General features: G+C 55.6%; 11 protein-coding genes. 7 read left to right on the top strand and 4 right to left on the bottom strand.

From position 1 onward, the window contains the following. Nucleotides 1-24 precede the first annotated feature (24 nt). From KF752_06725 to KF752_06715, 3 genes are all read left to right on the top strand, one after another. Entirely contained in the window at nt 25-1101 is a 1077-nt protein-coding gene (locus KF752_06725) for a methionyl-tRNA formyltransferase (protein ID MBX3421235.1), read from the top strand. A gap of 137 nt (nt 1102-1238) precedes the next feature. Continuing rightward, entirely contained in the window at nt 1239-1871 is a 633-nt protein-coding gene (locus KF752_06720; GenBank protein ID MBX3421234.1) for a zinc ribbon domain-containing protein, read from the top strand. Nucleotides 1872-1918: 47 nt separating this feature from the next. Then, nucleotides 1919-2716, top strand: a complete 798-nt coding sequence (locus KF752_06715; GenBank protein MBX3421233.1) for a PIG-L family deacetylase — start codon at nt 1919-1921, stop codon at nt 2714-2716. A gap of 20 nt (nt 2717-2736) precedes the next feature. Here the strand turns inward: KF752_06715 and KF752_06710 are convergent, their stop codons facing one another. The 3 genes from KF752_06710 to KF752_06700 all read right to left on the bottom strand — a co-directional run bounded on the left by KF752_06710 (nt 2737) and on the right by KF752_06700 (nt 6497). Next, on the bottom strand, nt 2737-3768 hold the full coding sequence (locus tag KF752_06710; protein ID MBX3421232.1) for a DUF1559 domain-containing protein: 1032 nt from the start codon (nt 3766-3768) through the stop codon (nt 2737-2739). A 262-nt stretch (nt 3769-4030) separates the two neighbouring features. Then, a complete protein-coding gene (locus KF752_06705; protein MBX3421231.1) occupies nt 4031-4813 on the bottom strand; it encodes a TatD family hydrolase in 783 nt (260 codons plus the stop codon). Between the two features lie 190 nt (nt 4814-5003). Next, complete coding sequence (locus KF752_06700) at nt 5004-6497, bottom strand: hypothetical protein (protein ID MBX3421230.1); 1494 nt, start codon at nt 6495-6497, stop codon at nt 5004-5006. 157 nt (nt 6498-6654) lie between these two features. On the opposite strand from KF752_06700, the gene KF752_06695 reads away from it, so the two are divergent. Then, a complete protein-coding gene (locus tag KF752_06695; protein MBX3421229.1) occupies nt 6655-7752 on the top strand; it encodes a DUF1570 domain-containing protein in 1098 nt (365 codons plus the stop codon). Nucleotides 7753-7855: 103 nt separating this feature from the next. Here the strand turns inward: KF752_06695 and KF752_06690 are convergent, their stop codons facing one another. Further along, nucleotides 7856-8617, bottom strand: coding sequence for a gamma-glutamyl-gamma-aminobutyrate hydrolase family protein (locus KF752_06690; GenBank protein MBX3421228.1), 762 nt, complete (start codon nt 8615-8617; stop codon nt 7856-7858). Nucleotides 8618-9224: 607 nt separating this feature from the next. Here KF752_06690 and KF752_06685 point away from each other — a divergent pair. The 3 genes from KF752_06685 (at nt 9225) to KF752_06675 (ending at nt 12673) form a co-directional block, all read left to right on the top strand. Then, complete coding sequence (locus KF752_06685; protein ID MBX3421227.1) at nt 9225-10376, top strand: 3-oxoacyl-ACP synthase III; 1152 nt, start codon at nt 9225-9227, stop codon at nt 10374-10376. A gap of 3 nt (nt 10377-10379) precedes the next feature. Then, nucleotides 10380-11441 (top strand): hypothetical protein, encoded by a 1062-nt coding sequence (locus KF752_06680; protein MBX3421226.1) that lies wholly within the window; start codon nt 10380-10382, stop codon nt 11439-11441. A 356-nt stretch (nt 11442-11797) separates the two neighbouring features. Beyond that, nucleotides 11798-12673, top strand: a complete 876-nt coding sequence (locus KF752_06675) for a prepilin peptidase (GenBank protein MBX3421225.1) — start codon at nt 11798-11800, stop codon at nt 12671-12673. Nucleotides 12674-12834: the final 161 nt, after the last annotated feature.

Raw genomic sequence — 12834 nt, 5'->3', positions numbered from 1 at the left:
CTCAAACGCCAAGCAACAAATTCGATGCGGATTGTCGTGCTGGGAACAGGGCCATTTGCGGTACCATCTGTAGAAGCGCTGCGCACATTGGGGCACGACATTCCACTGGTCGTTACGCGACCTGTTCCAGCCAGCCTGTTGCAGTCCAAGACTGGCAGCAAATTGCCCAATCGTCCCGTTGCTGACTGGGCTGCACGGCACAACTTGCCACTCTGGGAACCTCCGTCGATCAACGACACTCCGGCCATCGAGCGGTTGCGTGAGCTACGTTGTGACCTGCTGTTCGTATGCGACTACGGTCAGATACTGTCGGCCGACTGCCTATCGTCGTCTCGACTGGGAGGCATCAACCTACACGGCTCGTTGTTACCTCGCCATCGTGGGGCCGCACCGGTGCAGTGGAGTCTGCTGTGCGGCGACAAGCTGGCTGGTGTGACCGTGATTCACATGACTCCGCGATTGGATTCCGGCCCAGCCATTTCCATTCGAGCGACTGCCATCTTGCCGGATGAAACGGCCGGCGAACTGGAACCGCGATTGGCTGTGCTGGGGGTGCAAGCGACTGTCGAGGCGGTTGACTTGCTTGAGGATTGGGACGGCCAGTCACCAATAGGCCAGCGCCAAGATACAACCTTGATGACACGTGCGCGACGCTTTTCCAAGCAGGATGGACAGCTAGATTTCCGTTTGCCTGCGGAATACTTAGTACGCCTGATACGCGCTTGCCAGCCTTGGCCCGGTACATTTGCTGAGCTGCTGTGGCCGGGTGGTAAAAGGATGCGATTGTCCATCAAAGCGGCCAGATATCTAGACAGCCCGCTGCCACCGGACAGTAAATCGATAGAAGCAATTTGCACTGCAGATAACGAAGTGCTTGGACATGTCTGGCAGAGTAGTAGCCAACAATTGGGCTTAGACTGGGCGGCACCCTGGAACCAGGTGATGGTCGTCCGTACCGGACGAGGACTATTGGCAATTAGCCGCTTGCAACCCTCGGGCAAACGCGATATGACTGTAGCCGAGTTCTTGAGAGGGCATCCGCTGCAGCCTGGAACACGATTTGAACTGCCAACCAGTCCGCTGGCTGAACTGCACCCTTAAGAACCCTCGCCAAACCGTAGCTAACGTCACCATGACGTAGCTACCGTCGCCAGACGGTGGGTTTCGACCAACGCGCTAGGTTCTGGCGAATTTAGCCACCGAGAGATTTTTTCCGCGCAGCTATCGGGTTCCAGTGCATGATCGTGATTGGTACGTGGGATTGGCCGAAGACGATTGAGACCGGCATTTTTTATTGCCCGGCCTGCGATTCTCAGCAGAATTATCGTCGACGGCGCGTGCGACCGTTTTTGACGCTGTATTTCATCCCGGTCATTCCGATTGGACGGCGGCAGGAACAAGTCCAGTGCCGCAAGTGCAAGAGCCAGTTCGAGACCTCGATCCTGGGTGACTCAGTACCTGAAAATGAACGCACGGTTCAAAGCGATCTGATCAAGGCCGCAGCCCTGACCATTCTGGAAGACCAACACGTCACCGAACCCGAAATCGTGCAAACAATCGCAGCGCTCCAGCGCGTTGGTGGTGTGCATATCGACCGGGCAGAATTGGGTAGCGTATGTTCGACTTTGCGAACCCGCGGATTGAGCATAGGCGGCTTTCTGTGGTCTGGTCGAAATCGCTGGAGTCGCGATCTGCGACTGATGATTCTGCAGATTATCTTCCTGGCGGCCAGCGCCGAAGGTCAGCTATCCCAACGGCGACTTTCAAGCCTGCTGGGCGCTGGGCGAATCCTAGAACTGTCTGAGTCTGAAATCGAAAACTGCATTGAGCAAGCCGAGCAATTGATCTTGGGCGATGATGATAGAAGATGACCTTGTGCCCACAACTAGATGATCGTCATGCATAACGGAGCAAAACGATGAAGCCATCGGTCTTGGCTATTGCCGCGCACCCTGACGACATCGAATTTGTGATGGCGGGCACGATGTTGCAATTGGTCCAGCGAGGCTGGCAGGCGCATTATTTCAATATTGCTAATGGCTGTTGCGGCTCGACGACGCTCGATCGCCAGCAGTGCGCTGCCGTGCGTTTGGCCGAGGCCCAGCGGGCGGCCAGCCTACTACCAGCAGTCTTTTATCCGCCGATTTGCGACGACCTGGAGGTGTTTTACACGCCCGAACTGCATCGACGAGTCGCCGCTGTGGTGCGTCAGGCCAGACCAAGTATCATTCTGACCCACGCTCCGCTGGATTACATGGAAGACCACCAGAATGCTGCTCGACTAGCCCTTGGTGGAGCCTTTGTGCGGGCCATGCCGAATTTCGTTAGCGATCCTCCGGTAGCGCCGTATCAGAATGACCTGGCCATCTACCATGCGCAGCCGCATGGCAATCGTGAACCGCTGGGCACGCTGGTCTGCCCTACACATTTTGTGGACGTCAGCGGGCACATGGACCTCAAGCGGCAACTCTTAGCCGCTCATGCCAGCCAGGATCAGTGGCTCGACGCCACGCAGGGCATTAGTGCCTATCTAGAAACCATGGTCCAGCAACATCGCGAGGTCGCCAGCCTCTGCCGCAGGTCTGGCGTTACTTCACCGATAACGACCTTTACGCACGCCGAAGGCTGGCGACGGCATATTCATCTTGGACTCTCTGAGCCCAATTTCGACCCTTTAGCCACCGCACTCGGCGACTGCATCGCAGTCAACTCATGACTGAGGAAAGCTGAACTGATCTACTCGTAGTCGTCTGCCTTGAGCAGATAGCGGTTGTATGGAACATCGCTCTTGCGAGTGTTCGGCGTTAGCAGAGCCTGATAGACGTGATACTCCAAGCCCTCTGACAGTACACGAACCGAGCCATCTGCCATTACCACTACCACCACGCCACCAGCGTGGCTCGACGAAGGCCTTGCGGCGAACAACTCACCCTTGGCAATTGTCAACTTGTTGCCATTGATAGGCAAAGCATTGAGTTTGGCGGCATCTGCGTGTGATGGAGCAACTGGAACCTCCGTCAATTTGGGAATTGTTACCACTGTTGATCCTTGAAGATCTGAATCTGGCACGCTTCCCAAAGCATACACCCAGCCAACCCCAAGACGATAGCGAACTGAATCATCACTCGCGCTGTATCCCCAACTATCGGCTTGCAAGTTTTCAGCAAACCACAGAGTATTGGAGTTGCCGTCCTTTATTCCCCCGCTTTGCAATCCCTTACTTTGAAATCCTTCCGATCCCTTCGCGTGGTTATATGAAATTGAGTTATCAATCTGAGTAGCATTGACCGTGTTGAGATGTTTCCAGTTGGCAACTGAATCATCGACGTAGTCCAACATGGGAAGCCTATTCATAATGTCCATTAGTTCCCACAAGTGACCAACGTTTATTGCATAGCTATTACGCGCGTACGATTCATCATTGTTGTCATTGTCTGACGGACATTGAAAGAGCGGAATATTCGGACGTAGCCGGTCATTATTGCCGGGTTGGATCGCACCGTCGTCCCATTCATCACGTATAGGCTGCTGCTCGATACCTCCTAGGAGCGACACCGCCCAAGAGCCACGTTTGGGTGCGCTTGAAGGCCCAAAGTCATCTTGGTATGGCACCAGTTTTTTCTTGGTTGTTTCGTAGTTAATCGCCGCCATTGCAATCTGCCGAATGTTATTCGAACACGAGGTGCGGCGGGACGCTTCGCGGGCAGCGTTAACTGCTGGTAGCAACAGACCCACCAGGACGCCGATGATGGCGATAACGACGAGCAATTCAACCAGCGTAAAGGCGTTTCGCTGTGGTGCGGTGCGCATGGGGTTCCCCTGAACTAGTGGTGATGATGAGCAGTTCGATCCGTTTTGACGTACTTTCCTAGACGTGTCCCCACGTGTCTATTGTCGCAGACCTGCGCGTTCCAGTCCAGTGATTTGCCAAGCTAGGACTGAGAATTTTGAGGCTTTGGGCGGCGGAACGAGTAAGGTCGATGTAATTTTTGCTACTAGGAGTGTGCAGGACAGGTTGGCTACCGTAATCCTACTTTGACCAGCGATTAAATAAGCGGTGAGCGTTGCCAGTGGTCTGCTCGGCTAACAGTGCAGGGGAGACGCCTCGTAGCTCGGCCAGGCTTAACAGCGTGTGTGTGACCAGCGCGGGATGATTGGGGCGCTGGCCTCGATACGGATGCGGCGTGAGATAAGGGCTGTCGGTTTCGACGAGTATCCGATCGTCGGGTATTTGCCGAGCCACCTGGCCGAGTGGACCGGCATTCTTGAAGGTTATCATGCCGGCAAAAGAAATGTATAACCCCAGTTCCAAACAGCCCTTGGCCACCTCCCACGAACCGCTGAACGAGTGCATCACGCCGGTGAATGATCCGTGCTGAGCGGCCTCGCGCAGTATCTGCAGCGCCTCATCCCCACAGTCCCGTGTATGAATCACCAAGGGCAATCCGGTCTGTCGCGATAGTTCGATGTGGCGACCAAAATAGTCGAGCTGGACTTCCCAGGGACAGTCATCCCAGTAGCGATCCAGTCCCGTCTCGCCCAACGCGACGACTCGCGGATCACCACACAACTCAACGATCATGCGCCAGTCGCCAGACTCGGCTTGATGGCAGTTGTTCGGGTGAATCCCCACCGCAGCGCGCAGTTGCTGATAGTTTCGGGCTAAGTCGACGCAGCGACGAGAGTCCTCCAGCGTCGTTCCAACACACAAAATACCCTGCACCTGGGCTTGGTGAGCCTGCTGCAAATAGCCGTCGATATCACGCATAAGCTGCGGGTTAGTAAGGTGTGCATGCGTATCGATAATCACGATGGTGTAGGCTCTGTAGGAGTGCGACGATGTAATGCAGCAACGCGAGTCGGATAGGACACCAAGTGTTGGGTAGCTAAGGTGTACGGGTAGCTATGCTCGCCAGAGCGTGGATGCAGAATCTCGCGTCAAAAACCCCCACGGTCTGGCAACCGTGGCTACGAAAACCGGCGGCGCAATTCTACTGAGCAGCTCACGGAAGCGGAATGTGCTGTAGCTGATACTCGATGGTCTGCTGTTTGATCGACGATGGGGACTCGTAGATCAGCCTGCAATTGTCAGGATCGTCCTGCAATTGAAACAGGTAGGCGATACCCACGCCGCGACCGGTAGCACTATAGGTCTGAAAGCCGACGTTTTCTAAGCGTTTGCCCTGGGCATCCAGGAGATGCGGACGACTATCAAGTATCCAGTTGCGATACGACTCTAAGGAATCCTGGGGATTGCCCAGCTCGACAAACAGTCTGGCTTCGTGCACCGGACCGTTGCGCCGAAAGGCTTCCAGCGTGACCGACAGATCACCATACTTCTGTGACTGGCGACCGCCAGAAGCGAGCTTCTGGAATTCGTACGCGTGCCGTCCTCCGGGCACAGAAACCAACAACTGCCCAGTCAGTCGCACTAGTTGTTGGGCTTGTCGATCGGGGAGCTGAAACTGCAAATCGAACTGGGCACTGCACCCACCCAAATTCAAACGAATTTCGGGAGCTGCATCAGGGTTAGTGGCCAGCAACAGCGTGTTGGGCTGAGCGTCATTCTCCTGCTGCTTGACTGTGGAGCCTGAGTCAGCCTCGCTCCGCACCCAGGCACGAACATCCTGCATCGGAACGCGCATGAACAGTGGTTCCAGGCGGGGCTCCCACGACAACATCAAACTGACTCGCATCTGTCCATCAATCGACGACGCGAAGAACCGTTCCGTGTGCACGCTCTGCACATCCAGTCGATAGGGACCAAAGAAATGCGGCTCGATCAGCGTCGGTCCCTGTTCGGGCACTAGCAGGACCTGGCGATCGCTAGAATGATGAGGCCCCAGTCCCATGAAAGTTTGGTCCATCACATCTTGAATGGCTTTCCAAAACGGTACTCGATCCCAATTCACTTCGATCAACAACTGCGGTGAGGCCACATCGCCTGGCGATGTGTGAATCTGATTTCCCGTCTGCTGCTGCATCTGCTCCAGAACTTTCGACAACTCAAGATTGCCAGCCAGCGTAACCGTGCTGGCCTGAAAATAATTGTGAATATCCAGTTGTTGCAATGCCTGGCGAATCCTGTGCAACCGCTGCTTCATTTCGCCCGACATCTGGGCCGTGATTGCTGGCAGGAACTGCAGCGCGGGTGCCCCCAGGGCAATGATCTGCACCTCAGCTTGATCCCGTAATTTCAACTCGCGACTCTCGAGATCGCGCAACAGCTCACGCAACTGGCCATAAGTCACCGTTTCACCGGCGACAGGTGTAGATGACTGACCTGTGGCAGGGGACAGAGGATTAGATTGCACCTTGGTATCCGGAACCGCGCTAGCGGGCTGCCCCGCTTGTTGTCCTGCGGCAGTTGCCAGAAAGTTCATATACAGCAGCAGTCCACAAACGCATTGAAGTGCACGGCGGGCCGCATTGCCTAGGGAAGCGGAACGCTGTTGCCACTTAGTGGCCATAACCAGAATTGCCTTGGACGGTTTCATAGTAAGCTCAAACAATCCGCATAATCTGCTTAATCATCCTCCGGTTCCAACTCCTTTATAGTAACAACTTTTGTCGCGATAGGACCGTGCGCGCCAACCGTACTAGATTTTGGTGGGGCGCAATTCCATCACTCCATGCGATAGCTTCATGAGAAACATGAATGTTTCCTACCAGCGCGGCCTGCTATTGGCGTTGGCCATTTTTGCGACGTCCAACGGCATGATTGGTTGGGCGCAACCGCCGCGCAACCTTCAGGTGGACAGCGCGAAGGGACGCTTCGTGGGCCTGCCAATACATTGGGGACGCCACGACGCGGCACTGTTGCAGACAAGCGGCAGAATCGAATTGTTTGAACAGGCCGAGATCGACCAGCATCAACTACTGGGAGAAGTCTTTCAGCCGCAGTCATCACAGCAAGCCAAGCTGGCGCTGCAAGCTGAGCTGGGCCCCAGCTTTGAAACACTGGTCGCTGGACCGTATGTCATCGGAGCACCGCAGAACCAAGCGCGGCGTTGGGAAACGCGGTTCCGCAGTCTACTGGCTGGCTATCAGCGCTTCTTTGAAGTCCGGGGCTGGCCGCTGCGAGCCCCGGACTTTCCGCTGGTAGTCATTGTCCTGCCTACCCGGCAGGAATTTGTTCGCTGGGGATCACAGGAGGTCGGTGGCCGAGTGATCAATGACAATTTGGTCGGCATGTATGTACCGCGTACCAACCGCTGCCTGCTGTACAACATCAGCATCGGCAACTCCCCAACCAACTGGGAAGTCACTGAGGCGACCATCGTGCACGAAGCGATTCATCAACTGGCCTATAACACCGGCCTGCACGAACGATTGTTCGCTCACCCACTGTGGTTCGTAGAAGGCTTGGCTACGCTGTTTGAAGTGCCTGCCGTGTACGAAGTCAGCTTGGGGCAACCATCGCCCAAAGATCGTGTGCACCCTGAGAAATACAGCCATATCAAGCATCTATTGCACGATACAGACGCTTTGGCAGCCGGACTGGAAAGCTTGATTGCCAGCGATCAAATGTTTCAGTCCGACCCTCAAATCGCTTATGCACTCAGCTGGGCGCTGAACTACTATTTGATCGAGCGATTGCCGCAGAAGTATCTTGAACTGGTCGATCGCCAACGGCAACGAGGCTTCCATGCCTATGCCGAAGGCGACCGCCAATTCGATTTTCGCGCGGCCTTTGAAACTACACCGCCACAACTGGCACTGCAAATCCAACAGCTGTTGCGTTCACCGTGACCATATGACTTGTATTTAACGTAGCCACCTGCGCCCAAAGGTGGATAGCAGGCGTCTCCAGGCTCTGGCGAGCGCAGCTACCGCTCCGCTAACTGGTTGCACTCTACGCGGCCGAGGTTTCCAATTGCAAGCAGCCGACAGGTGACTTGCGCTCGACGATAGCTTCGATGAATTCTTCGAAGATGCGTACGTCCAGCGCACTGGCTTCCGTGCATTCGGGATGGAATTGAGTCCCCACTGCGAACCAGTCGATCATTTCGCTTTCGATGGCCTCGATCACACCATCTTGGCAGCGAGCCGTTACGCGGAAGCCAGCGGCCAACTGATCGATGGCCATGTGGTGGCGACTGGTAACGCGGATTTCGCCTTCTCCGTAAACGCGACCGATCAGCGAGTCAGATTGAATGACCAGTGAGTGGCGATGCTGAGTATCTTGAGCATCGCGATGCGGCAGTGCTCCCGGAATGTCTTCCGGGATATGCAAGAACAAATTCCCGCCACACACACAGTTCAGCAACTGCATGCCCGCGCCTATTGCCAAGACCGGCACGCGACGTTCGGCAATTTGCGTGGCCAATCGCCGGTCAAATCGCTCGCGGCGAGATTCCATCGGCTTGGTGGTGTGATGCAACATAAAACCGTCGTTACGTGGATCGAGATCGGCACCACCGATCAACATGAATCCATCCAGGTGTTCCACTAGCTGTTCAATTGCTTCGTCGTCCAACGCTGGCGGCACGACAATCGGCAGTCCACCGGCCTTAGCGATGGCGTCAAAATAACCTGCCGCTATGTAGGAAAACGCGGCCTGATTGTGTGTAGCCGATCGGTAATCAGAATTAATACCAATAATTGGTCGGGTCATCTGAAACTCCTATTCAGATCAAGTAGCGGTACGAAGAGTGGCGGAAAGACACTTCGACTGAAACTTGCTGGGACCGGCTGACTCAGCGTCGGTTAAGACTTGCCAAGCAATCATCCCGTCCAAACCAACGGTCCACAGAACCGTTGACTGTCGGATTGAGCTTGTCTTTAGCGCGCAATCTGCGACACTAGTTGCTGATGACTTGCTGGCTGCAAGCCGACGCCTGATTGAGCGCTGCGTTGGAAGCGACATCAAAGTTGTTCTCGCAAATTCCCTGCGAAGTTTGCTCTTTCGGTGAAGAGCCAATTCCTGCCCATTCAGCAGCCCTTGCTGAACTGACTGCAGCCTACCCTGCCTGAAACGTTTTTCCAGTACCACACCACATTTAGTGCATCACACCCAGCGCCACTCAATCAACTGTGCTAGCATTGCAACACTTATCACCGCTCTCGCCAGAGAGTCGTAGCTAAGCTCGCCAGAGCTTGGTCGTGCTGGATATCAGTTTCAATCCACCACCGCCAGAGTGACGGCAACTACAGACCACACAGCGCCGGGCCACGGTAGCTACTTTACGAGAAGTTGAATCAATTCAGGAGATGTCAACAAAGTGAAATTCCAGCGTGTTGCCGTGGAGTCGATTGGCTTTACCTTGCCTTCGGAAATCGTCACGTCAGCGGAGATTGAGCGCAGATTGGCTCCAGCTTATCAGCGTTTGAAGCTGTCTGAGGGTCGCTTGGAATTGATGAGCGGCATTTCCGAGCGTCGCTTCTGGCCGGACGGTACGCCAATCAGCGGGCCGAGCATCAATAGCGCTCGACTGGCGCTTGAAGCCGCCGATGTACTGCCAGAGCAGATTGGCTGTTTGATTCACGCCAGCGTATGTCGCGACTATTTGGAACCCGCTACTGCGTGTCGCGTACACGCTGGGCTAGACCTACCAGCCAATTGCTGGGTCTACGATCTGTCAAACGCGTGCCTGGGTTTGCTGAGTGGTATGGTGCAAGTCGCTACGATGATCGAGCAAGGTATGATTCGCGCCGGGATCGTAGTCGGAACCGAGAGTGGCTCTGGGTTGGTTGAATCCACGATCGCCGCGCTAAATGCAGATCAGTCGCTGACTCGCCAGTCGATCAAACCCTCGTTTGCATCCCTGACGATTGGATCAGGTAGCTGTGCCATGCTGCTGGTTGATCGGGACCTCAGCCAGACAGGCAACTTATTGAGCGACTGCGTGATCCGGGCTGAAACTCAACATCATGGACTGTGCCAGAGCGACACCGATCAGGCTGGCCAGGGCATGCAGCCACTGATGCACACCGACAGTGAACAGTTGCTGCAAGCCGGTATCGACGTCGGTCGTCGTGCCTTTGCCGACTTATGCAGCACTGGTTGGTCACCCGATGGCATCGACTTCAGCGTCTGCCATCAAGTCGGCTCGACACACCGTCGCCTGATGCTTCAGCAGCTAGGTCTGCCCAGCGATCGCGACTACAGCACCTTCCATTGGTTGGGTAATACCGGCTCAGTGGCGTTGCCTACGGCGTTGGCGATGGCATTGCACAGTGGCTTTGTTGACACTGACAGCAACGTGGCATTACTTGGAATTGGATCAGGGATCAATTCACTAATGATGATGACTCATTGGCGACAGCCGATCGTCGCTGGACAATTAGACCAAAACGCATTGCAACACTTGACGAGCGCGACGGGTGCCAATGTAGCGCCTGCCACGCAACTTGAACCCTCATTGAGCGAGTAACTGATGAAAGGCCTGCCGCTGGTATTGCTGTTTACGGCGATGACCTTTGTCGCCTGGGGTGCTTATGGACCGACGCTACATCACGGGTCCGAAGGACTACAACATGACTCGCTTCGTGCCTTCGTGGGTGTAGGCTTGGCATATTTTTTGGTGGCCGTCATCATTCCGCTCGGAATACTCCGAATGGGTGCCGAACCCGGCAGGTGGACCGTGGGCGGCGGACTGTTTTCGCTGGTTGCCGGAGCGGTAGGCGCGCTGGGGGCGCTGGGGATTATTTTGGCGCTGGGCTATGGCGGTGAAACGGTATTTGTGATGCCCGTGGTGTTCGGCTTTGCTCCCGTCGTCAATACGCTGGTTAGCACACTGCTAGGCGGTACCTTCAAACAGATTCGCCCCGTCTTTCTGATGGGTATTCTGGCAGTTGCTTTGGGGGCTGTTGGCGTGCTGACCTTTCGTGCGCCGGCCGCAAGTGCAGCGGCGAAGCAAACCACCACCGATCAAGAGACCCCTGTTCCAGAAACAGCTGACACTCAGTCAGACAGTCCAACGTCTGACGACGGTAGCAACGAGAAGTCCAATCCGCGGGATCTGCCGCGCATTATCATGTCAATCATCATGGCCGCCGTCTGCTGGGGATCATATGGCCCGATGCTGCATCTGGGTCAAGCCAAGATGTCCGGCAGTCGCCTGCGCCCGTTTATCTGCGTGGGCATCGCCTATTTTCTCATCGCCGTCATCGCTCCGATGGTGTTGATCTACGGTCGCGCCGCTGATACCGGTAGTTGGACGATGTTAGGCATGAGCTGGTCGGTCTTGGCGGGAATTGCCGGAGCTGTAGGCGCGCTGGGAGTCATCTTGGCCTTCAATGCCGGCGGCAAGCCGCATTATGTAATGCCACTGGTGTTCGGCTTTGCTCCCGTCGTCAACACCTTTATCTCTTTAAGCGAAAAGGGAACCTGGCATCTGGTTCAGCCGCTGTTCTGGGCGTGCTTAGCGATAGTGATCGCTGGTGCAGTTACCGTACTAATGACGGCTCCCAAACCGCTTCCGAAACCCACTCATTAGCTCTTGAGACGCAGGCTACCGCGACGACCATGAGCGACCTCCCCCCCCCCACGGGTCGGCCAGACATTCCGTTGGCAAGCGTCTCGGCCAACGGTGATTCGCAACTGCTTCCAAGCCAGCCGCATTCTGAGCAATGTTCCGAATCCTCAAATGGTAGTACTGCCGAACAGGGGAACGATGCGGCTACCCAGTCCTCTGCCCCCCAAAGAAAAGTTCTCGTGTGGGCGATGGCCGGCTTACTGTTTGTCATCTGGCTCGTTTCACCGTGGACTGCGCAGTGGCTGAGCCCCACCGCAACAGGGCTCAACATATACACGATCGCCCCCCCCCTAGCAGAAGCTGCTCAACAGCTCGTCATGCAGTGGCTCACAGGTTTGTGGTTTCTAACATTTGGAGCTTCCATCGGGAGCTTCCTAAACGTGGTAGCTTACCGACTGCCGCGTGGCTTATCCTTGGTCTTTCAGCCGTCGCAGTGTCCGTCTTGCAAGTCGCACATTAGAGCCCGCGATAACATTCCGGTGCTTGGCTGGTTGCTACTGGGTGGACGTTGCCGCGACTGTCGGATGGCAATTTCACCGCGTTATCCACTTGTTGAAGGTCTTACGGCGGGCATATTTTTCGTCCTGTTTCTCTTTCAGTTGACCAGCGGAGGAGCGAACATCCCGTTTTACGACGTCCCGTTGCGCACCGGCATCGAATGGATCATCTTCGCACCGCACTGGCAGCTGATTGCGCTGTATGGATTTCACTGTTTGCTGGTGTCGTGCCTGTTGGCTTTGATACTGATGGACGTCGATGGCCAGCGCGCCGGCTGGTTGGCGCTGTGTATCATGGCGCTCTTGTTGATTGTCCCACCAGCGCTTGACCCAAGTCTCACGCCGATTCCAATCAGCTTTCCACTATCGGATAGTTCAGAATCTGGCGGGCAGCCACCGGAATGGCAGGGGGCGCTTGCGGTAAGCCTGATCGGTGGCGGCATTGGAGCTGCAGTGGGAGTGCTGTTAGCTGTTACTGCGGGCCAGACCGGCCAGTTGACCATGGCACTGGTGCTAGTTGGCCTGGGGCTGGGCTGGCAGGCGGTAATTGCAATTACACTGTTAACCTGTGCCATGCGCGCCTTGCTGCTTCCGCTTGGTCGCCAACACTTGCGGCGAATACCGTGGACAGCCTGCCTGATACTGGCGTTCATGATACATCATCTGCTTTGGCGCCGACTGGTTGAGTACTGGTAGCTAAAGTCGCCGGGCGATGGTATCCGTAGCAAGTGTCGCCTGAAGGCGGTAGATTGCGACTAATATCTAGCTCAACGATGCTCTGGCCATCCCAGCCACCTTCGTAGCACAGCTTTCGACCAGCCTAGCCACCACTGTACCTGATTGCTGCCTCGATGCGA

The sequence above is a fragment of the Pirellulaceae bacterium genome (assembly GCA_019636385.1).
In the GTDB taxonomy this organism is placed as follows: Bacteria; Planctomycetota; Planctomycetia; order Pirellulales; family Pirellulaceae; genus Aureliella.
The sequence above is the reverse complement of the archived record's forward strand: the minus strand, read 5'-3'. Positions and strand labels throughout refer to the sequence as shown.

Bases quoted from the DNA above. Each gene is read 5' to 3' on its own strand.
- KF752_06720 (MBX3421234.1), top strand. From the start codon at position 1,239: ATGATCGTGATTGGTACGTGGGATTGGCCGAAGACGATTGAGACCGGC.
- KF752_06680 (MBX3421226.1), top strand. From the start codon at position 10,380: ATGAAAGGCCTGCCGCTGGTATTGCTGTTTACGGCGATGACCTTTGTC.
- KF752_06715 (MBX3421233.1), top strand. From the start codon at position 1,919: ATGAAGCCATCGGTCTTGGCTATTGCCGCGCACCCTGACGACATCGAA.
- KF752_06675 (MBX3421225.1), top strand. From the start codon at position 11,798: ATGCAGTGGCTCACAGGTTTGTGGTTTCTAACATTTGGAGCTTCCATC.
- KF752_06690 (MBX3421228.1), bottom strand. From the start codon at position 8,617: ATGACCCGACCAATTATTGGTATTAATTCTGATTACCGATCGGCTACA.
- KF752_06725 (MBX3421235.1), top strand. From the start codon at position 25: ATGCGGATTGTCGTGCTGGGAACAGGGCCATTTGCGGTACCATCTGTA.
- KF752_06695 (MBX3421229.1), top strand. From the start codon at position 6,655: ATGAATGTTTCCTACCAGCGCGGCCTGCTATTGGCGTTGGCCATTTTT.
- KF752_06700 (MBX3421230.1), bottom strand. From the start codon at position 6,497: ATGAAACCGTCCAAGGCAATTCTGGTTATGGCCACTAAGTGGCAACAG.